The organism is Kushneria sp. EE4 (assembly GCF_977968315.1).
The window spans coordinates 2,289,421-2,315,127 of the sequence record NZ_OZ386212.1 but is presented as its reverse complement, the minus strand read 5'-3'; the positions used below and the strand labels follow the sequence as shown (position 1 = coordinate 2,315,127).

25 protein-coding genes and 1 tRNA gene are annotated in these 25,707 nt (G+C 62.3%); 16 read left to right on the top strand and 10 right to left on the bottom strand.

The genetic code is table 11. The features are described from left to right. Nucleotides 1-39: 39 nt before the first annotated feature. A complete protein-coding gene (locus ACXMYO_RS10545; RefSeq protein ID WP_457808670.1) occupies nucleotides 40-975 on the top strand; it encodes a LysR substrate-binding domain-containing protein in 936 nt (311 codons plus the stop codon). Nucleotides 976-1,015: 40 nt separating this feature from the next. On the opposite strand, the gene cynS is transcribed toward ACXMYO_RS10545, so the two are convergent. From cynS to ACXMYO_RS10520, 5 genes are all read right to left on the bottom strand, one after another. Continuing rightward, nucleotides 1,016-1,459: a cyanase gene (cynS, locus tag ACXMYO_RS10540; RefSeq protein WP_457808669.1), complete on the bottom strand. Its 444-nt coding sequence runs from the start codon at nucleotides 1,457-1,459 to the stop codon at nucleotides 1,016-1,018. 76 nt (nucleotides 1,460-1,535) lie between these two features. After that, entirely contained in the window at nucleotides 1,536-1,997 is a 462-nt protein-coding gene (locus tag ACXMYO_RS10535; protein WP_457808668.1) for a hypothetical protein, read from the bottom strand. Nucleotide 1,998: 1 nt separating this feature from the next. After that, nucleotides 1,999-2,394 (bottom strand): NUDIX domain-containing protein, encoded by a 396-nt coding sequence (locus ACXMYO_RS10530; protein ID WP_438764508.1) that lies wholly within the window; start codon nucleotides 2,392-2,394, stop codon nucleotides 1,999-2,001. Nucleotides 2,395-2,457: 63 nt separating this feature from the next. After that, nucleotides 2,458-3,537 carry an AbrB family transcriptional regulator gene (locus ACXMYO_RS10525; protein ID WP_457808667.1) on the bottom strand — a complete coding sequence of 360 codons (1,080 nt, stop codon included), beginning with the start codon at nucleotides 3,535-3,537 and terminating at the stop codon, nucleotides 2,458-2,460. 59 nt (nucleotides 3,538-3,596) lie between these two features. Next, nucleotides 3,597-4,415 carry an amidohydrolase family protein gene (locus tag ACXMYO_RS10520; RefSeq protein ID WP_438764506.1) on the bottom strand — a complete coding sequence of 273 codons (819 nt, stop codon included), beginning with the start codon at nucleotides 4,413-4,415 and terminating at the stop codon, nucleotides 3,597-3,599. Nucleotides 4,416-4,552: 137 nt separating this feature from the next. Here ACXMYO_RS10520 and glnE point away from each other — a divergent pair, with 137 nt between their 5' ends. Then, nucleotides 4,553-7,498, top strand: coding sequence for a bifunctional [glutamate--ammonia ligase]-adenylyl-L-tyrosine phosphorylase/[glutamate--ammonia-ligase] adenylyltransferase (gene glnE, locus ACXMYO_RS10515; RefSeq protein WP_457808666.1), 2,946 nt, complete (start codon nucleotides 4,553-4,555; stop codon nucleotides 7,496-7,498). 14 nt (nucleotides 7,499-7,512) lie between these two features. On the opposite strand, the gene ACXMYO_RS10510 is transcribed toward glnE, so the two are convergent. Then, nucleotides 7,513-8,310, bottom strand: coding sequence for a lipopolysaccharide kinase InaA family protein (locus ACXMYO_RS10510; RefSeq protein WP_457808665.1), 798 nt, complete (start codon nucleotides 8,308-8,310; stop codon nucleotides 7,513-7,515). Between the two features lie 288 nt (nucleotides 8,311-8,598). Next, the gene (gene trhO, locus ACXMYO_RS10505; RefSeq protein ID WP_457808664.1) at nucleotides 8,599-9,558 is read right to left on the bottom strand and encodes an oxygen-dependent tRNA uridine(34) hydroxylase TrhO; all 960 of its coding nucleotides are present in this window, start codon (nucleotides 9,556-9,558) and stop codon (nucleotides 8,599-8,601) included. Nucleotides 9,559-9,833: 275 nt separating this feature from the next. Here trhO and ACXMYO_RS10500 point away from each other — a divergent pair, with 275 nt between their 5' ends. Both ACXMYO_RS10500 and ACXMYO_RS10495 read left to right on the top strand, forming a co-directional pair. Beyond that, complete coding sequence (locus tag ACXMYO_RS10500) at nucleotides 9,834-10,709, top strand: D-amino-acid transaminase (protein ID WP_457808663.1); 876 nt, start codon at nucleotides 9,834-9,836, stop codon at nucleotides 10,707-10,709. A gap of 135 nt (nucleotides 10,710-10,844) precedes the next feature. Further along, entirely contained in the window at nucleotides 10,845-11,378 is a 534-nt protein-coding gene (locus ACXMYO_RS10495; protein ID WP_457808662.1) for a GAF domain-containing protein, read from the top strand. Nucleotides 11,379-11,417: 39 nt separating this feature from the next. Here ACXMYO_RS10495 and ACXMYO_RS10490 read toward each other — a convergent pair whose 3' ends face one another. The 3 genes from ACXMYO_RS10490 to ACXMYO_RS10480 all read right to left on the bottom strand — a co-directional run bounded on the left by ACXMYO_RS10490 (nucleotide 11,418) and on the right by ACXMYO_RS10480 (nucleotide 13,524). Beyond that, the gene (locus ACXMYO_RS10490) at nucleotides 11,418-12,296 is read right to left on the bottom strand and encodes an MBL fold metallo-hydrolase (protein WP_457808661.1); all 879 of its coding nucleotides are present in this window, start codon (nucleotides 12,294-12,296) and stop codon (nucleotides 11,418-11,420) included. A 148-nt stretch (nucleotides 12,297-12,444) separates the two neighbouring features. Continuing rightward, nucleotides 12,445-12,521: transfer RNA gene (locus ACXMYO_RS10485), tRNA-Pro, on the bottom strand. A 64-nt stretch (nucleotides 12,522-12,585) separates the two neighbouring features. Next, complete coding sequence (locus tag ACXMYO_RS10480; protein WP_438764498.1) at nucleotides 12,586-13,524, bottom strand: polyprenyl synthetase family protein; 939 nt, start codon at nucleotides 13,522-13,524, stop codon at nucleotides 12,586-12,588. A 374-nt stretch (nucleotides 13,525-13,898) separates the two neighbouring features. Here ACXMYO_RS10480 and rplU point away from each other — a divergent pair, with 374 nt between their 5' ends. The 12 genes from rplU (at nucleotide 13,899) to ACXMYO_RS10420 (ending at nucleotide 25,701) form a co-directional block, all read left to right on the top strand. Further along, nucleotides 13,899-14,207 (top strand): 50S ribosomal protein L21, encoded by a 309-nt coding sequence (gene rplU, locus ACXMYO_RS10475; RefSeq protein WP_438768457.1) that lies wholly within the window; start codon nucleotides 13,899-13,901, stop codon nucleotides 14,205-14,207. Between the two features lie 31 nt (nucleotides 14,208-14,238). Then, on the top strand, nucleotides 14,239-14,496 hold the full coding sequence (gene rpmA / locus ACXMYO_RS10470) for a 50S ribosomal protein L27 (protein WP_299260449.1): 258 nt from the start codon (nucleotides 14,239-14,241) through the stop codon (nucleotides 14,494-14,496). A gap of 198 nt (nucleotides 14,497-14,694) precedes the next feature. After that, nucleotides 14,695-15,909 (top strand): Obg family GTPase CgtA, encoded by a 1,215-nt coding sequence (gene cgtA / locus ACXMYO_RS10465; protein WP_457808660.1) that lies wholly within the window; start codon nucleotides 14,695-14,697, stop codon nucleotides 15,907-15,909. A 39-nt stretch (nucleotides 15,910-15,948) separates the two neighbouring features. After that, on the top strand, nucleotides 15,949-17,094 hold the full coding sequence (gene proB, locus ACXMYO_RS10460; protein ID WP_457809487.1) for a glutamate 5-kinase: 1,146 nt from the start codon (nucleotides 15,949-15,951) through the stop codon (nucleotides 17,092-17,094). Between the two features lie 117 nt (nucleotides 17,095-17,211). Beyond that, nucleotides 17,212-17,478: a 30S ribosomal protein S20 gene (gene rpsT / locus ACXMYO_RS10455; RefSeq protein ID WP_457808659.1), complete on the top strand. Its 267-nt coding sequence runs from the start codon at nucleotides 17,212-17,214 to the stop codon at nucleotides 17,476-17,478. Nucleotides 17,479-17,669: 191 nt separating this feature from the next. Beyond that, nucleotides 17,670-19,184: a murein biosynthesis integral membrane protein MurJ gene (gene murJ / locus ACXMYO_RS10450; RefSeq protein ID WP_438768453.1), complete on the top strand. Its 1,515-nt coding sequence runs from the start codon at nucleotides 17,670-17,672 to the stop codon at nucleotides 19,182-19,184. 64 nt (nucleotides 19,185-19,248) lie between these two features. Next, a complete protein-coding gene (gene ribF, locus ACXMYO_RS10445) occupies nucleotides 19,249-20,310 on the top strand; it encodes a bifunctional riboflavin kinase/FAD synthetase (RefSeq protein WP_457808658.1) in 1,062 nt (353 codons plus the stop codon). 17 nt (nucleotides 20,311-20,327) lie between these two features. Next, nucleotides 20,328-23,162 carry an isoleucine--tRNA ligase gene (gene ileS, locus ACXMYO_RS10440; protein ID WP_457808657.1) on the top strand — a complete coding sequence of 945 codons (2,835 nt, stop codon included), beginning with the start codon at nucleotides 20,328-20,330 and terminating at the stop codon, nucleotides 23,160-23,162. Next, entirely contained in the window at nucleotides 23,155-23,682 is a 528-nt protein-coding gene (gene lspA, locus ACXMYO_RS10435) for a signal peptidase II (RefSeq protein ID WP_457808656.1), read from the top strand. Before ileS ends, lspA begins: the two co-directional genes overlap by 8 nt. Then, nucleotides 23,672-24,157 (top strand): FKBP-type peptidyl-prolyl cis-trans isomerase, encoded by a 486-nt coding sequence (locus ACXMYO_RS10430; protein WP_457808655.1) that lies wholly within the window; start codon nucleotides 23,672-23,674, stop codon nucleotides 24,155-24,157. Before lspA ends, ACXMYO_RS10430 begins: the two co-directional genes overlap by 11 nt. A gap of 97 nt (nucleotides 24,158-24,254) precedes the next feature. Beyond that, nucleotides 24,255-25,208 carry a 4-hydroxy-3-methylbut-2-enyl diphosphate reductase gene (gene ispH / locus ACXMYO_RS10425; RefSeq protein ID WP_438764486.1) on the top strand — a complete coding sequence of 318 codons (954 nt, stop codon included), beginning with the start codon at nucleotides 24,255-24,257 and terminating at the stop codon, nucleotides 25,206-25,208. Between the two features lie 19 nt (nucleotides 25,209-25,227). Continuing rightward, a complete protein-coding gene (locus tag ACXMYO_RS10420) occupies nucleotides 25,228-25,701 on the top strand; it encodes a sterol desaturase family protein (protein WP_438764484.1) in 474 nt (157 codons plus the stop codon). Nucleotides 25,702-25,707: the final 6 nt, after the last annotated feature.

Below are 25,707 nucleotides of genomic sequence, written 5' to 3'. Positions count from 1 at the left end.
TGCTATGCTGGCCCGCCCCGGCCGGCAGGAGTGTTTTTCATGTCTGCACGTCATGCGTTGCCGCCCCTGAACTGTCTGCGTGCCTTCGAGGCGGCGGCACGCCTTGCCAGTATCACCCGGGCCAGCCACGAGCTGGCCCTGACCCAGAGCGCCGTGAGTCGTCAGATTCAGCGGCTCGAGAGCGATCTGGAACAGCCGCTTTTCGAACGACAGCAGACCGGGCTGGCTCTGACCGAAACCGGCGAGCGCTATTACCGGCTCGTTCAGCGCCTTTTACGCGAGCTGGGTGAGGCCAGCGCCGAGATTCGCCGTCGCCCGAACGAGCAGAGCCTGACCATCGCCTCATCACCCACCATCGCCTCCTTCTGGCTGTCGCGCCAGCTGAGCGACTTTCAGGCCCGCCATCCGGACATCAGCATCCGCATGCTGATCATCGAGGACCCCAATCGACTGGAGCCGGGCGAGTGCGACCTGGGCATCTACTACCACCTGCCCGACGAAATCGACCCGCCCGGCATGACAGCGCAGGCGATTTTTGATCACGAGGCGGTCGCCGTGCTCTGCTCGCCGACCTATCTGGCCCGCGAGGGCCGACCCGACAGCGTCGAGACACTGCTGTCACGTCATGTGCTGATGGTGGTCGAGGATCATTACCATGACTGGCTGACCTGGCAGTGCTGGTGCGAGACGCTGGGGGAGAGGTGGCAGACACCGGCGCGCACGCTGTCCGCCAACAGCTACCAGCTCCTGATGAACGCAACGCTTGCCGGTCAGGGGGTGACGCTGGGCTGGACACGGCTTCTGGAACACGAACTGCGGGAGGGGCTACTGGTCAGCGCCCTCGATACCCGCATTGAAAGCCGTGGGCGACTGTCGCTGCTGACGCCGGGACAGTATCAGGGCACGCCGGCGGCCGGCCTGTTCCGACAGTGGCTGATGTCACGGGGCGACGACACGCGCCCGACCGAGCACTGACCGCGCCGGACTCATCGACGCGGCCTGAACCGGTCAGCGACTACCAGCTCTTGTAGGGCAAAAACTTGCCGTTCATGGTGATTTTGACGCGATCGCCCTTCGGGTCTTCCTCTCGCTCGACGTCCATCGAAAAGTCGATGGCGCTCATGATGCCGTCACCAAACTTTTCCTGAATGACGTCCTTGAGCGTCGGCCCGTAGACGCCGACCACTTCGTAGAGGCGATAAATCAGCGGGTCCTGCGGGATGGCGCCATCCCAAGTCTTGGTCGGATAGGCCTTGAGCGCTTCGATGAGCGCGTCATCTTCAAGCCCCAGAGCGCTGGCGATTTGTTGAGCGATGTCGGGTGGGGCGCTGTTCATGCCGTAGCACACGGAGGCGACCCAGACCGGCGAGCGGCCCACGGCCTCGCCCAGATCGTCCCAGCTCATCTTCTGACGCGCCCGGGCGGCCATCAGGGTGTGGTGCATTTCAATCCTGTCCATGACATGACCCTTTTGTCGATTGTTGGAAGTCACGTCACAGCTATAACACTGCATGCCGGTCAGGGCCAGCGGTGTATCAGCGCGAGGTGGGCGCTTGCGGGTCGATCAAAAGCGCCAGCGCCGGCATGACCTGCAGCTCGATGGCCGGGTCGATCATGTTGTCCGGCGGCGGTGACAAAAGCGGCGCCCAGGCACGCTCGAAGTCGACATCCGGGTGCAGTCGGGCCTCACCCAGGCGGGCCAGGTAGACTTCCAGCATGTCGAGCCGGCCATTTTCATCGGGGGCGGCGAAGCGCCCCAGCCAGGCGCTTTCCGGCATCGTTGAACCCTCGGCAAGAACGGCGGCCTGAAGCGCTGCCACGGCATGTGTCAGGGTGTCGTCGTCCGCATCACGGTCGACGGTGCTTTCGGGCAGGCCGTAGCGGCTCTGAGGCGCCTGGCGTATCAGCAGCACCTCGTCGCGGGCGCTGAGCAGGGCCAGCGCCACATGGCGCTGCGGCGGGCGACGCCCTGTCGCTTTGGGATTGGTATCGGTCATGTCAGTCAAGGCGCTGCCTCAGCGCCGGCAGAACCTCGTCGCTGAGCAGCGGGGCCAGCGAGAGCGTGTCGTCATCGAGTGCCATCCAGTGCAGCGTTTCGATTTCGCCACCGGGGGTGGCGTCCCCTTCAAAATTTTCGATGATAAATACATCGGCATCGATCTGCGTGTCGTCCTGGCGGCTGCGAAAGCGCCCGAGCATGATGCACTGTTCGTCCTCGAGCCCCTGCCCCAGACAGGGCGCACAGCAGCGCGACAGAGTCCCCAGCGGTGTTTCGCCATGTTGTGCGGAAGGCGCGCCCCCCGGCAGTGTAAAAAGGGACTGGCCTGCGCTTTTGACCACCAAAAGCCTGCCAGCGTTATCCAGCAGACAGCCGGCCACAATATGCGTTGTCATGAAAGGCTCCGATATCGGTAAAAGGGGTGGTGCCATACCGACCTTGAATGGCCGGCGGATGCTTCAGTGTGGCTGACCCGAACCTTCCCGGGCAAAGCGGGCAATAAAGCGCGCCATGGAGGGGCCGATGAGCACCACGGTGAAAAGGCGCAGTGCCTGCAGGGCGGCAACGATGGCCACATCGGCGTGGGTGTCGAGTGCGATGATGGTCATCGAATCCAGACCGCCGGGGCTGGTGGCCAGATAGAGCGTCAGAAAGTCGCTGTGCATCATCGGCACCAGCATCAGCGCCGACAGCGCACAGAAGGCAATCAGCATAATGGAGGCCAGCAGCATCCACTTGAAGGCATGCATGACGCTGCGCACGGTCTGTCGGTCAAAACGCAGTCCGACGTAAATGCCAATGCAGGCGTAGGCCGCCTCCAGCAGCGGCAGCGGCAGTTCGATATCGATGACGCCCGAAACCTGTACCACGGTGCCCAGCAGCATCGGGCCCAGCAGGGCGCCGGCCGGCAGCAGGCGATCACAGACGAGGATGCCCACGGCAATCAGTGCGATCGAGACCGCAAGCGAGAGCAGACCGTGCAGATCCCACGTCATGGTGTGAGACGGCCCGTGGGACTGTCCCGAGACGCCCAGAAAATGGCTGACCAGGGCGCCGGCCATGATCACGCAGAGCACGCGCACATACTGCATGGTGGCAACGATGCGTGGGTCGGCGTTGGCCTGTTCCGACATGGCGACCATCGCCGCCGCCGCGCCCGGCGTGGTGCCCCAGGCGGCGGTGGTGCCGGGCAGGCCGCCGTAGCGCACCAGCAAAATCCCCACCACGGTGCTCAGCACCAGCGTGACCACGGTGGCCAGCACCATCGCCGGCCAGCTTTCGGCGATGGTGGAGAGCACCGTCAGCGTCATCGCCTGGGCAATCAGCAGCCCAATCACCCCCTGACCCGACTTGAACAGCACCCGCGGCAGTTTCAGCCCGCCGACGGTGACGCCAAAGACGACAGACACCGCCATGGGCCCGATCAGGGCGCCGGCCGGCATGTGCACCAGCTGCAGTAAAAGGCTTGCCAGGCCACAGGCGCTTAACAGCAGTGTCCAGCGAAAAAGGGAAGAGGCAGGCAGACGATCGGCGAGCAAGGTGGTCAGGCTCCAGCAGCGAACAAAAGGATCATTGGCGGTGGCGCGATTATGACGTATCAGGCCACGCTGTCGCTGCCGCGTGGTCGATAAAGGGCCACGGCATTGTCATGCAGAGCCAGCATGGCGTTGGTATCGCCCAGGGTGTTGTGCAAAAGCTCGATATCGCCTTCGTTGAAAGGACGCGGCGCGCGCGTGCCCGGTAGATCGGTGCCAAACAGCAGGGCATGGGGGTTGATATCGGCGATGGCGGCAAGCGTTGCCGGCACGTCCAGCGAGACGCGCCCGAAACCTGTGGCCTTGACGCGTGCGCCCGCCTCAACCAGTGCCAGCAGGGTGGGCAGCCCCTCCTGCGACAGCCCCAGGTGATCGATGACCATCGAGGGCAGGGCGCGCAGCAGGGTCAGATGCGGGGCAAGATCGTGGGCATCGGCATAGATCTCGCAGTGCCAGCCGACCACGTCGAAAACGCGTCGGGCCTGGCGGATCATGGCGGCGATGTCCGTTTCGATACCGCGTCTGAGATTGAACCGGATGGCCCGGACACCGGCCTCGTCGAGCTCGAGCAGGCGCTCATCGCTGGTCTCGTCGGGCAGCTGGGTCACGCCCACGAAATCTCCGCCCAGCGTTTCCAGCGCTGCGAGCAGATAATTCTGGTCGGTGCCCTGAAAGGAGCCCGAGACAATGGCACCGCCCCGGATGGCCAGCCCGCGAGTGGCCTTGCGGTAATCCTCGACGGTGAAGGGCTCGGGGCGATAGCCCTGATTGTCGATCAGCGCAAAGCGGGGGTCGATGATATGCAGGTGCGCATCGAAGCAGCCGTGCGGCTCACGATGGTCGTGTCGGTAGTGTCCGTTGAAGGGAATAACCTCAGCCATGGCAACTCCTTGATCATCCAGTGATCGCGAGACAGCGCGTTTCGTGTCCCGGACAGACATGACAAGCATGCGGGGTGATGGCTCGGACTGCAATCTTCGTTATGCTGACAGACAACGGATCAAAGAGAGGCCCTTCCATGTCACTGCAAGCCGCCCTGACGGGCCTGCCTGAAGCACTGCAGTCCCAGGCACGTCGTACCCTCGAGACGTTTGATGAGGCGCTGCTGGCGCGTCTGGGCGAAGAGCGCCTGCGTGAACTGGTCACGACCGTTACCGCCAGCGATTTTGTGGCCCGGGCCCTTTCCCATGATGGCGTCATGCTTGATCGCCTGCTCTCGCATGAAGAGCTGGTCGCCGCGCCGGGGCGAGAGACGCTCGAGCACTGGCTTGACAGCGCGCTTGAAGGGGCGGCCACCGAGGCGGACATGCAGCAGGTGCTGCGCCGGTTTCGACGTGAGCGCATGGTGGCGATCATCTGGCGCGACCGTAACGACCATGCCGATGCCTGGGCAATCGCGGCCGCCGTGTCGCGACTGGCCGAGGTCTGCATGGAGGCGGCCCTGCGCTGGCACGAAGGGGCGATGGCCGCGCGCTACGGCGCGCCGTCACCAGACAGCGAAGGACGGCCTCAGCGCATGGTGATCCTCGGCATGGGCAAGCTGGGGGCCGGCGAGCTCAATCTCTCCTCCGACATTGATCTGATCTTTGCCTACCCCGAAAAGGGTCAGACACAGGGCGGGGAGCGCACCCTGGAGCATCAGGAGTACTTCACCCGGCTGGGCCAGAAGGTCATCTCTGCTCTCGATGCCATCACGACAGACGGCTTTGTTTTTCGCGTGGACATGCGTCTGCGACCCCTGGGGGATGGCGGGCCGCTGACCGGCAGCTTTGCCAGTATGCTGTCCTATTACCAGAGCCAGGGGCGCGAGTGGGAGCGCTACGCCATGCTCAAGGCGCGCCCGGTGGCCGGTGATCTTGAGGCGGGCCAGCGCCTTCTGGGGGATCTCAGACCCTTTGTCTATCGCAAGTACATCGACTTTGGCGCGATCGAATCGCTGCGCGAGATGAAGGCGTTGATCAACCGTGAGGTCAGACGGCGCGGGCGCGAGGACGATATCAAGCTGGGTGCCGGTGGCATTCGGGAAGTGGAGTTTGTTGTTCAGGCCTTTCAGCTGATTCGCGGCGGGCGCGTGACCGAGCTGCAAACGCCCTCGCTCAAGCGGGCGCTGGCCGAGCTTGAGCGCCTTGAAATCATGTCACGCCATGACGTGCGCGCCCTGCAGGCCGACTACGTTTTCCTGCGCGACCTTGAACATGCCCTGCAGGGGCTGGAAGACCGCCAGACCCAGTCGCTGCCCGACGAGGACCTTCCCCGGGCCCGGATTGCCTTCGCCATGGGTCATGAGCACTGGGAAGGGCTGGTGGCGAATCTTGACGAGGTACGGCGCCGAGTGCGCGAGCGTTTCGATGAGGTCATCGCCCCGCCGGAAGAGGAAGATCATGAGCTGATCGAGGCCGGCGCGCTGGAGGAGTGGCGGGCGCTGTGGCAGGAAGCCTTTGACGATGAGGCCGCCATCGCTTTGCTGTCCGAGGCCGGCTTTCGCGACCCGCCGCGGGCGCGCGAGCGTCTGCTCAAGCTGCGCCACGGACGCGCCGTGACCGGCATGCAGCGCATCGGCTTTGAGCGTCTGGAAGCTTTGATGCCGGTGTTGTTGTCCAACGTGGCCACCACGGAAACCCCGGATATCACGCTGGAGCGCGTGCTGGCGCTGGTGGAGGCCGTACTGCGCCGTACGGCCTATCTGTCGCTGCTCAAGGAAAATCCCGATGCGCTGACGCAGTTTGTGCGGTTGTGCAGTGCCAGCGCCTGGATCAGCGAACAGCTGGCGCGCTACCCGGTGCTGCTCGATGAGCTGCTCGACCCGCGCAATCTCTACACGCCGCCCGAGCGCAGCGAACTCGAAGACGAGCTGCGTCAGACCCTGTCGCGACTGCCGCCCGGTGACGAGGAGAGCCAGCTCGAGGCGCTGCGACTGTTTCGTCATGCGCGCGTGCTCAACGTGGCAGCGGCCGATGTGGCCGGAGCGCGCCCGCTGATGGTGGTCAGCGATCATCTGACCATGATTGCCGAGGTGGTGCTCGAGGCTGTGGTGCAGCTGGCCTGGCAGGGTCTGACGGCGCGCTACGGCTATCCCCGAAGGCGCGACGGCAGCCACGCCGGCGCCGAGGAGATCGATTTTCTGGTGGTGGGCTACGGCAAGCTGGGGGGGATCGAGCTGGGCTACGGATCCGATCTGGATCTGGTCTTTTTGCACGACGCCGACCCGCGCGGTAGTACCAACGGGCCGCGCAGTCTCGACAACCCGGTGTTTTACGCGCGCATGGGCCAGCGCATCATCCACATGCTGACGACCACGACGCCGGCCGGCGTGCTCTATGAGGTGGATATGCGCCTGCGCCCGTCGGGCAATTCGGGGCTTTTGGTGTCGTCGCTGGAGGCCTTTGCCGACTACCAGCGGCGCGAAGCGTGGGTATGGGAGCATCAGGCACTGGTGCGCGCCCGCGCCGTGGCCGGCAGCCGGATACTGGCCAAACGCTTTGACGACATTCGCCGCGAGACGCTTTCCAGCGAGTCCGATGTGGCCACGCTCAAGCGCGAAGTGGTGGCCATGCGCGAGAAGATGCGACAGCACCTGGGCAGCAGCGCGCAATCCCGCAGCGCCGGCTGGTTTCATCTCAAGCAGGACCCGGGCGGCATGGTCGATATCGAGTTCATGAATCAGTTTGCGGTGCTGGCCATGGGGCATCGGGAGAAGGCGCTTCTGACCTACACCGACAACATGCGCATTCTGGAGACGCTGGAGTCGTCCGGCCATCTGCCGTTTGAAGGCGCCGAGCAGCTGCGCAAGGCTTGGCTTGCCTATCGCGATGCCAGCCACCGTGCGGCGCTGACCCGTTCCGGCTCACTGGTACCGGAAGACGGATTCGAGGTGCACCGCGAGGCGGTTCGCGCCCTGTGGCAGCGCTACCTTGGGCCCGAAGACGATGCCGCCGACAGTGTACAAACGCCAGCCGATCATTGAGTGCCTGCGCCCACTCAGCGTCCCTTGAGGCGCGGCAGTACCTGATGTTTCCAGCCCCGTCGCAGCAGCGACAGCCAGCGGGGAGTGGCCTTCAGGCGCTGCTCGGTAGGCGTCAGCGCCCGCCCGGTCAGCCGACGCTTGAACTTGAGGGTGCCGGCCATGTCGCTGCGGCGCAGCCGGTTCATGACGGGGCGCAGGGGGCTGCGCGGTGTGGCATGAAAGGCCGAGGCAAAATCGATCAAAACGAGACGACCATCGTAGCGGACCAGGATGTTGGTCCAGCGAAGGTCGTTATGGGTGACATCAAAGCGATGCAGTTCGCCCATCATGCGCTGGATCTCGCCGTAGCGTACCGCAACGCTGCGTCGGTAGGCCTCGCCGAGGTCCATCCCGTCAACGGCTGACATGTAAAAAGCGTAGCGACCGGCAAATCCCTTGAAATCCGGTGCGTGTGCCCAGTCGCGGAGATGTCTGAGCATGCGCGCCTCGCGCTTCATCAGATAGCGCGCCAGCGGTGCCAGAGCCGTGTGCTGCCAGCGCCTGTAATCCTTGCATACGACGGTTTCACCGCGATGGGCGGTCAGTATCACGTCGGCCTTGAGCAGGCCGCCGGCCTGCTGAAGGGTTACTTCCTGTTCGGCCGTATCAGGCGCACGAGATGGACCGGCGTCACGCCAGGCCTCGTTGGCGGCGGTGTCCGGGGTATCGATGGGCCCTTCACCGGCGGTGGCGAGGCCTTGCTCCCGGTCATCTGACGTTGAGGTTTCGACAGAGGGTGCCTGTCGAGACGAAAAGGAATGACGAAATACCATGAAACACCTGATACCGGGGCTGCACTGCGCAGGTCAGTGACAAGAAGGGAAAAGCCAGATACGACAAAAAAGTTAACCTGCTAACGTTAATCTTAATATTATTTTAATTTCAGGTCGAACCCGGATTGGAGGCTCACGGGCGGGGCGGTACGCACGACATGGGGCTTATTGCCTCGCGCGAGGAAAGATCAAACAGAAAGGGTGTTGCGGGAGAGGGGCAGGCTGACGTCGGCCTGCAGCGTGACCGCCCGAAAGTGGGCGGTCGAGCGAAGACTTGCCTGAGCGCGATCAGCTGTTCTGATTGGTACGCGGGTCACGTCCGATGGGATGGGCTTCTCCGCGCGCTTTTGCCAGCTTGATCTGGCGCTGGCGTTCGCGGGCACCGGCGCGGGTTTTCTCGGGCAGATTGTCCCAGCAGTGCGGGCAGCTGATGCCCGGCTCGTAGCAGGGGGAGCGCTGATCCTCGGCAGAAATGGGGCGCCGGCAGGCGTGGCACTGATCGAACTCGCCCTCGCTCAGGTCATGACGCACGGTGACCCGGTTATCAAACACGAAGCAGTCGCCGCGCCAGCGTGAATCCTGCTCGGGTACCGTTTCCAGATATTTCAGAATACCGCCCTTGAGGTGATACACCTCCTCGAATCCCTGCGCCAGCATGTAGCTGGACGCCTTCTCACAGCGAATGCCGCCGGTGCAGAACATGGCAACCTTTTTGTGTTTTGCCGGATCGTAATGCGCCTGCACATACTCGGGAAACTCGCGAAACGATCGGGTCTTCGGGTCCACGGCGCCTTCAAACGTGCCGATCTCGACCTCGTAGTCGTTGCGCGTGTCGATCAGGAGCACTTCCGGGTCGCTGATCAGATCGTTCCACTGCTCGGGCTCAACATAGGTGCCCACGCGATGGTTGGGGTCCACGCCCTCCACGCCCAGGGTCACGATCTCGCGCTTGAGCTTGACCTTGGTGCGGTAAAACGGCTGCGCCTGCGCCCGGGACTCCTTGTGCTCGAGATCGGCAAGCCGCGGGTCGCCCTTGAGCCAGTCCAGCAACGCGTCGATGCTGTCTCGTGTGCCCGAGACGGTGCCGTTGATGCCTTCCTCGGCCAGCAGTAGCGTGCCCTTGACGTCACGGTCGCGCATGGCGCCGAGCAGCGGTTCACGAAGGGCCTCATAATCAGGCAGGGAGACAAACTTGTAGAGGGCAGCCACCACGATGGGGCCCTCATCGGGTGTATCAGGATGTGTCATGCGTTTCTCCAGGCAGTCGCCCTCGCAAGGGGCGGACCAGGGGGAATGAATACAGGCCCGGGTGGGCCGCGGCGCGTATTTTACGCATCCGCCTCATCGGTTGCACCTGTTCGGGCCGGTTCCGGTGATCGCCGGGAAAGCGGCGGGTGCGGCGTCTCATCGCGCAGCGCCTCGACGGCACTGATATGATCAGAAGACCGGGCCGTGGCAATGGCCTGACAACGATGCAACACCTGCGAACCCATGGCGCAGGACAACGTACAGCGGAAGGGCTCATGTCTCGAACAGTCTACGTCAACGGCCGGTACGTGCCGGAAAGTGAAGCCAGCGTCTCGGTATTTGATCGCGGCTTTCTGTTTGCCGACGGCATCTACGAAGTCACGGCCGTACTCAACGGCCGGCTGGTGGATTTCGAGGGGCACGTGGCGCGTCTGCACCGTTCGCTCAACGAGCTGAACATGCATCTCGCGCTCAACGACAACGCTCTGCGCGACATTCACCGCCAGCTCATCGACAAGAACGCCCTCGAGGAAGGGCTGGTCTATCTGCAGGTCACCCGTGGCGTCGCGGATCGGGACTTTGCCTATCCCGAGGCGTCCACGCCGGTCACGCTGGTGGCGTTTACCCAGCAAAAGGCGATCATCGACAGCCCGCTGGCCGAGCGTGGCCTCAACGTTATTTCCCTGCCGGACATGCGCTGGGGACGCCGTGACATCAAGACCGTTCAGCTTTTGTATCCATCCATGGCCAAGATGGAGGCCAAAAAACGCGGTGCCGATGATGCCTGGCTGGTGGAGTCGGGGCTGGTGACCGAGGCGTCCTCCAGCAACGCCTGGATCGTCGATCACGACAACACGCTGATCACCCGTGAACTGTCGCGCTCGCTTCTGCACGGCATTACGCGTCGGGCGATCATGCAGCTTGCCCGTCAAAACGACATGAAGGTCGAAGAGCGCGGCTTTACCATCAAGGAGGCGCAAAACGCCCGGGAGGCTTTCGTCACCTCGGCGACCTCGCTGTTATATCCGGTGGTGTCGATCGATCAACGCGTCGTGGGCAAGGGCCGGCCAGGGGCTGTCGCAGGCGCCCTGCGCAGGCTCTATGTCGATGCAAGCCTTCAATCGCTGGATGCCGGTCAGGGACAGGCCTGAACGTGTCCTGAAATTCTCGCGGCGGGATTCAGTTACGTCCGGTCCGGTCGATAGAGACGCCACAGGGTGTGGGGTGACGATAACAGAGCGCCGGAGGGCTGAAGGCCGGGGGCGCTGCTCTGAAGGAGCGTTGACGTGCCGGATGGATACAGGCGTTGGAAACGGGAACAGGAAGAAAGGCGGCTGGCCGTACTGAAAGAGCTTGGCGTGCTGGACACACCGCGCGAGGAGCGTTTTGACGTCATTACGCGGCTTTTGAGCCGTGATTTTGATGTGCCGATTTCGATGATTTCGCTGGTGGATGATTCCCGGGTCTGGTTTAAATCGGAAGTCGGTCTGGAAGGCATCGAGGCGGTGCCTCGCGAGATGACCTTCTGCAGTCAGGCGATCAGGGCGTCACGCATCATGGTGGTCGAGGATGCCACCCGGGATGAGCGTTTTCGCGACAGCCCGCTGGTCACCGGCGAGATGGCGCTGCGGTTTTATGCCGGTGCCGTGATTCATTCGCCGCAGCGAGAGCCGCTCGGTGCGGTCTGTATTATCGATCACACGCCGCGCAGGATGAGTTATCGCGACCGGTGTCAGCTGATCGACTTTGCAGCCCATGTGGGCCGTGAGCTGGCAGGTGTCACAAAAGCGCCGTTGCAGGGGGCGCTTGAAAGAAATTGATGAGCACGCCCCGGCCATGACCGGGGCGTGTGGCGCCCATCAGAGCGTGGGCGACCATACATGGGGCAGGAAGCGATAGCCCTGCGTGTCTTTCACGATATGGCCGATGCCGGGGAAGTCCAGATGGTGACCGGCCACCATGAGTTTTTCTTCGGCAACGCGCGCGAGAATCTCACGACGCGTCTCCAAGGCCTGTTCGCCGTCAACGTCGAAAAGCACCCCGGCGTTGGGCTCGGGCAACTGAATATGCGGCAAATGCACGATATCGCCCCACAGCAGCAGCCGCTCGCCGGCGGATTCGATTAGATAGCCGCTGTGGCCGGGAGTATGCCCCGGCAGCGCCACGCGGGTCACGCCATCCATGATCCGGTCATTATCGATGCGCTCGATCCGGTCACGATTGACCTCGAGCACGCGGTGGGCCACGTCAAACTGCTGGGAAAACATGTCGGAGGCTTCAGCCGGTGCCTGCTGCTGCCAGAAATCCAGCTCCTCGCCCGGCACCAGAATGCGCGCATTGGCAAACGCCGGTTGATCATCTGACGTTATCAGTCCGCCGATATGGTCCGGATGCAGATGCGTGACCAGTACGATATCGATGGCCTCGGGCAGTACGCCGATATCGGCCAGCCCCTGCGACAGGCGGGCGCCTTCTTCATCGGCCAGGGCACCGAAGCCGGTATCCACCAGCACGCGCTGATCGCCGATGTGCAGCAGATAGGCGTTAAGCGTGATACGCGGCGGAGTGGGGCGCAGGCTCTGCTCGTGAAGCGCTTGTGCGCGTGAGGCGTCGAGGTGCTGAATCAGCTCCAGCGACCCCTGCATGTACGCATCCATCAGCGTCGAAACAACGATCTCGCCGACGCGCAGGTGGTGAACATTGGCAGGCTGCTGATCGGGAAGCAGGCTATCGTTCATGGGACCTCCAGTCATGAATATCGATGGGGCCAGCATAGCGCCTCGCAGGGAGATCGCCAGCCCCCGGTGTCCAGGCGCTCGGCTGGAGCAGACCGATATCCGGGCATAAAAAAAGCGCCTGTCGGTGAAGACAGGCGCCTTGAATACTTGGTCGGAATAGCAGGATTCGAACCTACGACCTCTGCCTCCCGAAGGCAGCGCTCTACCAAGCTGAGCTATATTCCGAGTGTCACGAGTTCGTCATGACGGTGCGCATTATACTGCGTGTTTTCGTGAATGCAAGCCCCTGTCAGGCATGACGATCCACGGCCTGGCGCACCAGCAGTTCCAGGCTTTCGCGATAGGGGGAGGGCGGCAGCAGCGTGAGCTGCTCAAGCGCGCGATCCACCATCTCATGGGCACGCGATCGGGTGTACTCCAGCGCACCGGTATCGCGCACGATGGTCAGTACTTCGTCGAGGTAGGACAGACCGCCTTCGCCGATGGCCCGGCGCACCACGCTGGCCTGCGCCGGACTGCCCACGGCCATGGCACGAATCAGGGGCAGGGTCGGCTTGCCCTCGGCCAGATCATCGCCCACGTTCTTGCCCATTTCGGTGGCGTTGCCCTGATAATCCAGCAGATCGTCGATAAGCTGAAAGGCAAGCCCCAGATAGCGCCCATAAAGCTTGAGCGCCTCGATCTGGGCCTCGCTGCCCTCGGCCACCATGGCGCCGGTATGGGAGGCGGCCTCGAACAGCATGGCCGTCTTGCCCTGAATGGTGTCGAAGTAGGCGGCTTCATCAATGTCGGCGTTGCCGATATTGGTCAGCTGCAGGACTTCACCTTCGGCAATGATGGAGGTGGCGTTGGACAAAACGGCCATGATCGGCATCGAGCCGACCTCGACCATCATCTCGAACGAGCGCGAGTAGAGAAAATCACCGACCAGCACCGAGGGGGCGTTGCCCCAGGTGTCGTTGGCCGTGGCACGACCGCGTCGCAGGTGGGACTCATCGACCACATCGTCATGCAAAAGCGTCGAGGTGTGCATGAACTCGATCAGGGCGGCCAGCGTAATGTGCTGGTGGCCTTCATAACCCAGCGCTCTGGCCGATAGCAGGGCCAGCAGCGGCCGCACGCGCTTGCCACCGCTTTCAATGATGTAGTTGCCGATCGTTTCGATCAGGGGAACGTGGGAGGCAAGCTGCGCGCGGATGGTGCGGTCAACAGCTGCGAAGTCTTCCATGACGGGTTCATGGGTCCTGGAGACGCTGGGTGAAACGACTTGGCTGTTCACAGTGAACCTCGGGCTTCTAGTCCCTGCAGGCATGGGCCCGGGCCGGCAGGACAACAGGGTGCTTGGGTTTGCCGGGCAGTCTTCTCGAAGGCCCTTTGGGCGTCGAAGCGACATGGATGCCCGGTATGCTAGGTAACCCCTTCATGGGCGTCAAGATGCATCATGCCGGGCCTTGAGTTGCCCCGCGCACGCGGTTATAATTCGCGCCCTTAACTCATCGTGCTCCCTGTAAGATGGCTCGACCTCATTGATTGACGAGGCTTTTGGGCCACTTGCCACAGGTCGATGAAGCAGCCAACCGGATGAGTCAATTGGAGAATTCCATGTACGCAGTAATCAAAAGCGGCGGCAAGCAGTATCGCGTCCAGGAAGGCCAGCGCCTCAAGCTGGAAAAACTGGATGTGGCCACTGGTGACAGCATTGATTTCGATCAGGTGCTGATGGTCGGCGGTGACGACGTCAAGATCGGTGCACCGCTGGTGTCAGGCGCTGTTGTCAAGGCAGAGGTCGTCTCTCACGGCCGCGGCGAGAAGGTTCATATCCTCAAGTTCCGTCGCCGCAAGCACAGCATGAAGCGTCAGGGCCACCGTCAGTGGTACACTGAAGTCAAAATCACCGGAATTACTGCGTAAGCGTTTTCCGCATTTTCAGGAGGTCATACTCATGGCTCACAAGAAGGCCGCAGGTAGTACCCGTAACGGTCGCGATTCCGAGTCCAAACGTCTCGGCGTCAAGCTCTTCGGTGGTCAGGAAGCCTCTGCCGGCAGCATCATTGTTCGTCAGCGTGGCACTCGTTTCCACGCTGGTACAGGCGTCGGCGTCGGTCGTGACTTTACCCTGTTCGCACTTCGCGACGGTCAGGTGAAGTTCGAGACCAAGGGTCCGAAAAAGCGCAAGCACGTCAGCATCGTCTCCGCCTGAGACCGCTGACTGCTTAAAAAGCCCCGCTCAGGCGGGGCTTTTTTTTATCATGTGGGTCTATTGGTACATCAGACTCACGGGCGGTTGTGGCATGCCGGGCGTTATACGCTCGCCATCGGCATTTGCCTGAACGACAGTTCTTTATTTTTCGATAATCGGTTTTTGTATACAGGGCGACGAGTCGCCGGGAGTAGTGGCATGCAGTTCGTCGATGAAGCCTCGATCACGGTGGCCGCCGGTAACGGGGGCAGTGGCTGCGTCAGCTTTCGCCGTGAAAAGTACGTACCGCGCGGCGGGCCGGACGGTGGTGATGGCGGTTACGGCGGCAGCGTCATTCTGGTCGGTGATGAGTCGCTCAATACGCTGATCGATTTCAAGTTTCAGCGCTTTCACAAGGCGCCCAACGGCCAGCCCGGCCGCGGCAGTCAGATGAACGGCCGCAAGGGCGAGGACCTGTTCGTACAGGTCCCGGTCGGCACGACCGTGATCGATGTCGAAACCCTCGAGGTCATCGGCGACATCACCGCCGTGGGCCAGGAGCTCCGAGTAGCACAGGGCGGGCGTCGTGGTCTGGGCAACGTACATTTCAAGTCCTCGACCAACCGTACGCCGCGTCAGAGCGTGCCTTCGGGCGAGGGCGAGCGTCGTGAGCTGCGCCTTGAGCTCAAGCTGATGGCCGACGTCGGTCTGCTGGGTATGCCCAATGCCGGCAAATCGACACTGATCCGCTCCGTGTCGGCCGCGCGTCCCAAGGTGGCGGACTATCCGTTTACAACGCTGGTGCCCAATCTCGGTGTCGTGAAGCTGGGGCTGCATGAACACTTTGTCATGGCCGATGTGCCGGGGCTGATCGAGGGCGCCGCCGACGGTGCCGGGCTCGGGCTTCGCTTTCTCAAGCACCTGACCCGCACGCGCCTGTTGCTGCACGTCATCGATGTGGCGCCCTTTGATGAAAGCGATCCGGTCGAGTCGGCCGAAAAGATCATTCACGAGCTTGAGCAGTATTCGCCGACGCTGGCCGAAAGTCCGCGCTGGCTGGTGCTCAACAAGTGCGACCTGGTCGATGATGACGCGCGCGAAGCCATGCTCGAGCGCATCGTCGAGCGGCTGAACTGGGACGGCCCGATCTTTCGCATCTCTGCCATTGCCGGGCAGGGCACGGATGAGCTGGTGCAGGCCGTGCATCGCTGGCTTGTCGAGCAGCGCCGGCTTGAGCAGGACGATGAAGATTTCGCCGCGCGCACGCGGGCCATTCGCGAGCGGATGGAAGCCGAGGCCGTGGCACGCACCGAGGCGCGTCTGGCCTTCATGGCCGGGCGCCAGCGTCGCGATGTCGACAGCGGTGATGGTGATGGTGATGACGATGACTTCGACGATGATGATTTCGATGTCGAAGTGGAATACAAGCCCTGAGTCCTGCCGGGCATGAGACCGGATCCGGAGAGCACGATGATGGAGCAGGCGGTAGCGGGCAGTCGCAGTCAGGTCACACGGCTGCGTCGTGTGGTGGTCAAGATCGGCAGTGCGCTGTTGACCAACGACGGGCGCGGGCTGGATGAAACGGCCATTGGTGGCTGGGTGGATCAGCTTGCCGAGCTGCATCGACGCGGTGTCGAGGTGGTGCTGGTCTCCTCCGGCGCCGTGGCCGAGGGCATGGTCCGGCTGGGCTGGCAGGTGCGACCGAGTGCACTGCATGATCTGCAGGCCGCCGCGGCCGTGGGGCAGACCGGGCTGGTGCGCAGCTATGAGGATCATTTCGCCCGCTATGACATTCGTACCGCGCAGATCCTTTTGACGCACGATGATCTGTCCAACCGCAAGCGCTACCTTAATGCCCGCTCGGCCCTGCGCACCCTGATCGATCTAAACGTGGTGGCGATCGTCAACGAAAACGACACGGTCGTGACCGACGAGATTCGCTTTGGTGACAACGACACCCTGGGCGCGCTGGTGGTCAATCTGCTGGAGGCCGATGCCCTGATTATCCTGACCGATCAGGAGGGGCTTTATAATGCCGATCCCCGCAAGGATGCCGATGCACAGCTGATCAGCGAGGGCAAGGCGGACGACCCGCGCTGGGTGGCCGTGGCCGGCGATGGTGGCAAGCTGGGACGGGGTGGCATGGCCACCAAGATTCGTGCGGCCCGGCTTGCCGCGCGCTCCGGGGCGCTGACGCTGATTGCCAGCGGTCGCCAGCCGCAGGTGTTGTCGCGTCTGCTTGATGGCGAGAACATCGGTACGCTGCTGGTGCCCGAGCATGCGCCGATGACGGCGCGCAAGCGCTGGCTGGCCGGGCAGCTGCAGGTGCGCGGTACATTGACGCTGGATCAGGGCGCCGTGGCACGCGTGTGTCAGCGTGGCTCCAGCCTTTTGCCGGTGGGTGTCACGGCGGTCGAGGGCAGTTTTCGCCGCGGTGACATGGTGTTGTGTGTCGATGGCGAGGGCGAGCCGGTTGCCAAGGGGCTGGCCAATTACGATGCCCAGGACACCGGGCGGATTCTGGGTGTGCCGACCCATGACATCGTGGCGCATCTGGGCTATATCGAGGCGCCCGAGCTCATTCATCGTGACAACATGGTGATTCTTCGCGACCCCTGATCCGGGGCTGGTATTGCCTTATGGGCGCTGCTAGAATGCCGCCTCTCTTGTGAAGGTGCCCACCCAAGAGGCGCTTTTATCAAAATTCATCAACGTCAACACTCCAGGGAGTAGACGATGGCCAATACCCGTCAGGCTCGCAAGCGCGCCGTCCAGTCAGAGCGCCGCCGCCAGAAAAATGCCAGCCAGCGTTCCATGGTGCGCACGCACATCAAGCGTGTCATCAAGGCGATCAGCACCGGCGATCACAGCGCCGCCATGGCCGAGTTCCGTGTTGCTCAGCGTATAATCGACCGCATCGCTGACAAGAGCGCCTACGACAAGAATCGCGCCGCTCGTACCAAGAGCCGTCTGAATGCGCGTATCAAGGCGCTGGCTGCCTGATAACAGGGCAACGTCCTGTTGTAGACAGCAGCATCTGCAAAAAAACCGGCTTCGGCCGGTTTTTTTGCGTATTCAGGCCGTGTGGCGATGGATGACACGGGGCATCATGTGCCCCCTTTCAGGATGGGAGATGGCATCTCGTGAGTGCTGAAGCAAGCAGGTCAAAGGGCGCCGGATTACTGCGTTCGGGCATGGTCGTGGGCGTCATGACGATGCTGTCACGGGTGCTGGGGCTGGCGCGCGATGTGGTGGTGGCCACGTTCTTTGGCGCCGGCAGCGGGGCCGATGCCTTTTTCATCGCTTTCAGAATTCCCAACTTTCTGCGCCGCCTGTTTGCAGAAGGCGCCTTCAATCAGGCCTTCGTGCCGGTGCTGTCAGAGTACGCCTCCCAGCGCGAGCGCAGGGAGGTCAGAGAGCTTCTGGATGCCACGGCCGGCACGCTTGCCGTGGTACTGCTGGGGATTACGGTACTGGCGGTGCTCTGCTCGCCCTGGCTGGTCTGGGTCTTTGCGCCCGGCTTTCATGACGACGGTCACGGCAAGCTGGCGCTGACCGCCGAGATGCTGCGCCTGACCTTTCCCTATCTGCTTTTGATTTCGCTGACGGCCTTTTCAGGCAGCGTGCTTAACAGCTACGGACGCTTTGCCGTACCGGCCTTTACGCCGGTGCTTTTGAACCTGTCGATGATCGGAGCGGCGCTGTGGCTTGCGCCGCTGCTGGAGGTTCCGGTCATGGCGCTGGCGTGGGGCGTGTTGATTGCAGGCGTTGCGCAGCTTTTGTTTCAGATTCCGTTTCTAATGCGTCTAGGGCTGTTGCCGCGGCTGCGTCCCAACTTTCGCCACACCGGTGTTCGCCGCATTCTGCGCCTGATGGGGCCGGCCATGTTCGGAGTGTCGGTGTCACAGATCAATCTGCTGCTCGACACCGTGCTGGCCTCGATACTGGTCGGCGGCAGCGTCTCCTGGCTTTATTATTCCGATCGTCTGGTGGAACTACCGCTCGGGGTGTTTGGCATCGCGATCGGCACCGTGATCCTGCCGGCCCTGTCGCGTCAGCATGCCAGCGATGATCCACATCGTTTTGCTCGCATGATCGACTGGGGCATTCGTGCGGTGCTGCTGATCGGGCTACCGGCAGCGCTGGCATTGATCGTGCTGGCCGAGCCGCTTTTGATCACACTCTTTCATTACGGGGCGATGACCGATCACGATATCGTCATGGCCTCCCAGAGCCTGCGGGCCTATGCCCTCGGGCTGGTAGCCTTCATGCTGATCAAGGTGCTGGCGCCTGGCTACTACGCGCGTCAGGATACGAAAACGCCGGTCAAGATCGGCATCATTGCCATGGTCGCCAACATGGCCTTTAACCTGATGTTGATGTGGCCGCTTGCCCATGCCGGGCTGGCGCTGGCCACGGCGATGTCGGCCTGGCTCAATGCGATCCTTCTGGGGCGCGGTCTGTTAAAGCGCGACGTTTTGCATTTTCAGCCCGGCTGGGGCCGACTCTCCCTGCAGCTTCTGGTGGGCTGTGTGCTGCTCACCGGCGGGCTCTGGTGGTTCACCCCCGACTGGCATCAGTGGCTCTCATGGGGGATCGAGCAGCGCCTTGCCATGCTGATGGGCCTGATCATTGCCGCCATGGCCGTGTATTTTACCTGGCTGGGGCTTGCCGGGGTGCGCGTACGTCATTTCAAACTGCGGGGCTGATGTCTGTCCGTTGGCGGTGTACAGCGCTATAATCGAAGGTTTATCACGGCGGGCAGCAGTGGGCATGGAACTGATTAGAGGGTTACATAATCTACGCCCCCGGCATCGGGGCAGTGTTGTCACCATCGGCAATTTTGATGGGGTCCATCTTGGCCATCAGGCCATTCTGGATCAGTTAAAGGCGCATGCCCGCCAGCATGACCTGCCGGCTGTGGTCGTGGTATTTGAGCCCCAGCCGCGCGAGTATTTCGCCGGTGATCAGGCCCCGCCCCGGCTGACGCGACTCAGCGACAAGGTGCGCCTGCTGGGCCGCTATGGCGCCGATCGGGTGCTGTGCCTGCCGTTTAACCGCCGCCTGCGCGAGCTTTCGGCACACGAGTTTGTCGATCGTGTCCTGATTCAGGGGCTGGGCGTTCGCCACCTGGTGGTGGGCGACGATTTCCGTTTCGGCTGTGATCGTGCCGGCGATTTTGATCTACTCAGGACAGTCGGTGAACAGGTCGGCTTTTCGGTCGAGCACACGCGGACCTTTCAGATCGGCGGCGAGCGGGTTTCCAGCACCCGGGTGCGTACTCTGCTGGCATCGGGCAACTTCGAGCAGGCCGAGCAGCTTTTGGGACGGCCCTTCAGTCTGGAAGGGCGTGTGGTCAAGGATCGCCAGCTGGGCCGCACGATTGGCGTGCCCACGGCCAATCTGCCGCTGGTACCGGGCCCGCTGGTGTTGCGCGGCGTGCTGGCAGCGATGACCCGGCTCGAGGACGGTCGTGAAGTGCCGGGGGTACTCAATATCGGCTGGCGACCCACGGTCGGCGCGGATCGGCCGGTTCTGGAAGTGCACCTTTTTGACTTTGATGAGTCCCTTTACGGACAGCGTCTGGTTGTCATGCCGTGCGCCAGACTGCGCGGCGAAGAGACCTTTGCTTCCATCGATGAACTCAAGCGCCGCATTCATCTGGATATCGACCAGGCGCGCGACTATTTCCAGCAACACGCTTTCCAGCAGCACGCTGCTGACGCCGCGGGCGCCTTGCCCGATGCAGAAGGGGTGGATGCATCATTGCCTTCCTGCCGCTATCCCATGGCCTCGGCGCCACTGGCGGCGGAACGCAGCAAACATGAACAGTGACGGCTGACCATCAGGTTATGAGCGACTACAAGCATACGTTGAATCTGCCCCATACCGACTTCCCCATGCGCGGCATGCTGCCCAAGCAGGAGCCGGGCCGGGTCTCGCAGTGGCAGGACATGAATCTGTACCAGCGCCTGCGTGCCGCGCGTGCCGGGGCGCCTCTGTTCGTGCTGCATGATGGCCCGCCCTATGCCAACGGCAGCATCCACATCGGCCATGCGCTCAACAAGATCCTGAAGGACATCATCGTCAAGTCGAAGAATCTGTCAGGCTTTGATGCGCCCTATGTGCCGGGCTGGGACTGTCACGGGTTGCCCATCGAGCACCGCGTGGAAACCACCCATGGCAAGCACATGGAGCCGGCGAAGGCGCGCGCGCTGTGTCGTGAATACGCCGCGGCCCAGATCGAGACCCAACTGGCCGATTTTGTACGCCTGGGCGTGATCGGCGACTGGGATCACCCTTATCGCACCATGGACTACGTCAACGAAGCCGGCGAAATCCGGGCGCTGGCCGACATGGTCGAGGCGGGGTTCGTCTTCAAGGGGCTCAAGCCGGTCAACTGGTGCTTTGACTGTGGTTCGGCACTGGCCGAAGCCGAAGTGGAGTATCAGGACAAGCAGTCCGATGCCATCGATGTCGCCTTCCCGGTAGAGGACGCCGACAGACTCGCCGAGGCCTTTGGGCTCGACACGCTGGCCAAACCGGCCGCGGCAGTAATCTGGACCACCACGCCATGGACCATCCCGGCCAACCAGGCGCTCAACGTGCATCCGGACTTCACCTATGCGCTGGTGGATACCGGCGAGCGGCTGCTGATGCTGGCCGAAGAGCTGGTCGAAAGCTCTCTGGAACGTTTCGGCCTGAGCGGTGAAGTGGTTGCAACGACAGCGGGCCAGGCGCTGGATCGGATCAACTTCCGCCATCCCTTTTATGACCGTCTGTCGCCGGTCTATCTAGCCGACTACGTCGAAAGTGAAATCGGAAGCACGGGTATCGTTCACTCAGCGCCGTCCTACGGTGTGGACGACTTCAATACCTGCCGCGCCCACGGGATGAGCTTTGACGAAATGCTCAACCCGGTGCAGGGCAACGGCGTCTACATCGATGACCTGCCCTTTTTTGGCGGTCAGATGATCTGGAAGGCCAACCCGCACATCATCGAAAAGCTCGAGGAAGTGGGCGCGCTGATGGCACACAAGCCCATCACCCACAGCTATATGCACTGCTGGCGCCACAAGTCTCCCGTGATCTATCGCGCCACGGCGCAGTGGTTTGTGGGCATGGACATTCAGGGCCGGGATGGCAAAACGCTTCGCGAGCGGGCGCTTGAAGGTGTTGAGGCCACGCAGTTCACACCGGCCTGGGGCAAGGCACGGCTTCACAGCATGATCGCCAATCGTCCGGACTGGTGCATCTCGCGTCAGCGCAACTGGGGCGTACCGATCCCGTTTTTCCTGCACAAGCAGACCGGTGAGCTGCATCCGCGCACCGTCGAGCTCATGGAAGAAGTGGCCCAGCGTGTGGAAAAAGAGGGGATCGATGCCTGGTTTGGCCTCGACCCTGAAACGCTGCTGGGAGCGGATGCCGGCGACTATGACAAGGTGATGGACACCCTGGATGTCTGGTTTGACTCCGGCACTACTCACCGTCATGTACTGCGCGGTTCGCATCCCCAGGGCCATGAAAACGGCCCGCTGGCCGATCTTTATCTTGAAGGCTCGGATCAGCACCGCGGCTGGTTCCACTCCTCGCTTTTGACCGGCTCGGCCATCGATGGCCATGCGCCGTATCGCCAGCTTCTGACCCACGGCTTCACGGTCGATGCCCAGGGGCGCAAGCAGTCAAAATCGCTGGGTAACGTGGTCGCGCCGCAGGCCGTCATGGACAAGCTGGGCGCCGACATTTTGCGCCTGTGGGTGTCCTCGACCGACTACTCGGGCGAGATGGCGGTGTCTGACGAGATCCTCAAGCGAACCGCCGACGTCTATCGCCGGATTCGCAACACCTCGCGCTTTTTGCTGAGCAACCTGAACGGTTTCGACCCGACGCGTGACATGGTGGCCTTTGAGGACATGATCGCGCTGGATCGCTGGGTCATCGATCGTACTGCCCTGTTGCAGGCGCGCATTCAAACGGCGTATGAGGAGTACCGTTTCCGCGACGTCTATCAACAGGTGCATGATTTCTGCGCCCGCGATCTGGGCGGCTTTTACCTGGATATCATCAAGGATCGCCAGTACACCACTCAGGCCGATTCGCTGGCGCGCCGCAGCTGTCAGAGCGCGCTCTATCACGTGATCGAGGCGCTGTCGCGCTGGATTGCACCGATTCTGTCGTTTACCGCCGAAGAGATCTTTGAGCATATCCCCGGCGAGCGCGGCGACAGCGTGCTGCTGGAGACCTGGTATGAGGGGCTGACCACGCTGCCGGAAGACGCCACCATGGGGCGTGCGTTCTGGGATCGTGTGATCGAGGTCAAGCAGGCGGTCAACAAGCAGCTCGAGGATGCGCGCAATGAAGGCGTTATCAAGGGCGCGCTGGACAGCGAGGTCACCCTGTACGTGGATGACGAGCGCCATGCGCTGCTGTCACGTTTCGAGGATGAGCTGCGCTTTGTGCTGATCACCTCCGAGGCCACGCTGGCGCCGCTGGGTGAGGGTAGCGAGGCCCGGGCCACCGAGCTTGACGGTCTGAAAGTGGACATCCGCCTGAGCGATTTTGACAAGGATGAGCGCAGCTGGGAGCGTCGCGCCGACGTGGGCGCCGATCCGGACTATCCGACGCTGTCGGCACGCTCGATTGCCAATCTGCCGGATGGCCCCGGTGAGGTACGCCGCTATGCCTAAAGGGCAATACGCGCACGCACGCTATACGCTGCGCTGGTGGTGGCTGTCGCTGGCCGTCATCGTACTGGATCTGGGCACCAAGGCATGGGCCAGCATGGCGCTTGCCTATGCACGCCCGGTCGAGGTGCTGCCGTTTTTCAATCTGACGCTTTTGCACAACACCGGGGCGGCGTTCAGCTTTTTGTCCGAGCACGCGGGCTGGCAGCGCTGGTTTTTTGCCCTGATCGCCGTGGGCGCCGTTATTGCGCTGAGCATCTGGCTGGCCCGGCTGGATCGCCATGACCGGCTCAATCAGGTGTCGATCACGCTGATCATCGGCGGGGCCATTGGCAATCTGTTTGACCGCCTGGTTCACGGCTATGTGGTGGATTTCCTATCCTTTCACTGGCAGGGCTGGTACTACCCGGCCTTTAACATCGCTGATAGCGCCATCGTTTTAGGTGCTGCGGGCATTATCATTGCTTCGTTCAAGCGTGACAAAAACGATACTTCACAGCCGGAGCGCCATCATGACGGATAAATCCTGCGATCAACACGGCAATGACGCAGGTCTTGCGGCCGACGATAATATGACGATTGCCATCCATTTCACCCTGCGCCTGGAAGATGGCACCGAGGTGGATACGACCCGCGGCAAGCGTCAGGCCGAGTTCGTTTTCGGTGACGGCAATCTACCGCCCGGGTTTGAAAAGCCGATCAGAGGCATGCGGGTCGGCGAGACACGCCTGGTGGATGTGGCGCCGGAGCATGCCTTCGGCCCCTGGAATCCTCAGAACGTGCAGATGCTCAAGCGCGCCGATTTTGAGGATCAGGACGCGCTGGAGGAGGGCGTGGTCATGTCCTTTGCCGACCCGACCGGCGGTGGTGAACTGCCCGGCGTTATCAAATCGGTGGATGAGCGCCAGGTCGAGGTGGATTTCAATCATCCGCTGGCCGGGCGCACGCTGAGCTTCGAGGTGGAAGTGCTGGCCGTTATGCCGGCCACCACTCACTGAGTGCATTTCACGATGGGGCCGGTCGGCCCCGTCGCCGTTCGCCCATCAGGGGCCTGATGTGCGACACTGATACCATTATCCAACAGCGAGGTGGCCCATGCAGATCAGGCTGGCCAATCCACGTGGTTTCTGCGCAGGCGTTGATCGCGCCATCGATATCGTCAACCGGGCACTCGATGTCTTCGGTGCGCCGATCTATGTTCGCCATGAAGTGGTTCATAACCGCTATGTGGTGGAAACATTGCGCGAGCGCGGCGCCATCTTCGTCGAAGAACTTGACGAGATTCCCGACGACAATATCGTCATCTTTTCGGCGCATGGCGTCTCGCGCGCCGTACAGCAGGAAGCCGAGCGCCGCGGGCTGCGCATCTTTGATGCGACCTGTCCGCTGGTGACCAAGGTTCATATGGAAGTGCTGCGCTACGCCAGACGCGGGCGTGAGTGCATTCTGATCGGCCATGCCGGGCATCCGGAAGTCGAAGGGACCATGGGACGCTATGACGACAGCTATGGCGGGGCCATCTATCTCGTGGAAGACGAGGCGGATGCGCGTGCGCTGACGGTCCGGGATCCCGAAAATCTTTCGTTTGTGACCCAGACCACGCTGTCGATGGATGACACCTCAAGGGTCATCGATGCGCTGCGCGAAACCTTCCCGGCCATTCAGGGACCGCGCAAGGACGACATCTGCTATGCCACGCAAAATCGCCAGGACGCCGTACGCGAGCTGGCCGAGCAGTGCGATGTGCTGCTGGTCGTCGGTAGTGCCAATAGTTCGAACTCCAATCGTTTGGCCGAACTGGCCGAGCGGATGGGCACGCCGGCATGGCTGATCGATGATGCCGAGTCGATGCAGGGCGAGTGGTTCAAGGATTGCCGCATCGTTGGCGTCACCGCCGGTGCCAGTGCTCCCGAAGTGCTGGTCAAGGGCGTGATTGACCGTCTCAAGGCGCTGGGCGGTCATGAGCCGGAAGAGCTTGAAGGGCGTGAGGAGACCATTACCTTCTCGATGCCGAAAGAGCTGCGCGAGAAGGTGATCGTCAGCGCCTAGAGACACCTGGGAGGCCTGTATGGGAGATCTGCTGCTCTGGGTCGTGCTGTTTGTGCTGGCGTTTGCCGGCATGGAGTTCATCGCCTGGTTTACGCATCGCTATATCATGCACGGCTTTCTGTGGTGCTGGCATCGCTCGCATCACAGCGAGCGTCACGGACTTTTCGAACTCAACGACCTGTTCGCTGTCTTCTTTGCGCTGCCCTCCGTTGTATTGATCTACAGAGGGCTCAACGGCCATCCCTTCGAGCTGGCGCTGGGACTGGGCATCGCCGCCTACGGGCTGGTCTATTTCATGTTTCATGACGGGCTGGTACATCGACGCTTTCCGGTGCCGTTCAATCGACAGCAGCGCTTCTGGAAAAAACGCATTCAGGCGCACCGCATGCACCACGCTGTGGAAACCAGGGAGGGCGCTGTCTCTTTCGGCTTTCTGGTAACCCGGCCCATCAACCGATTGAAGCGGGAGCTGGCGGCGCGGCGGCGCTCCTGATACACC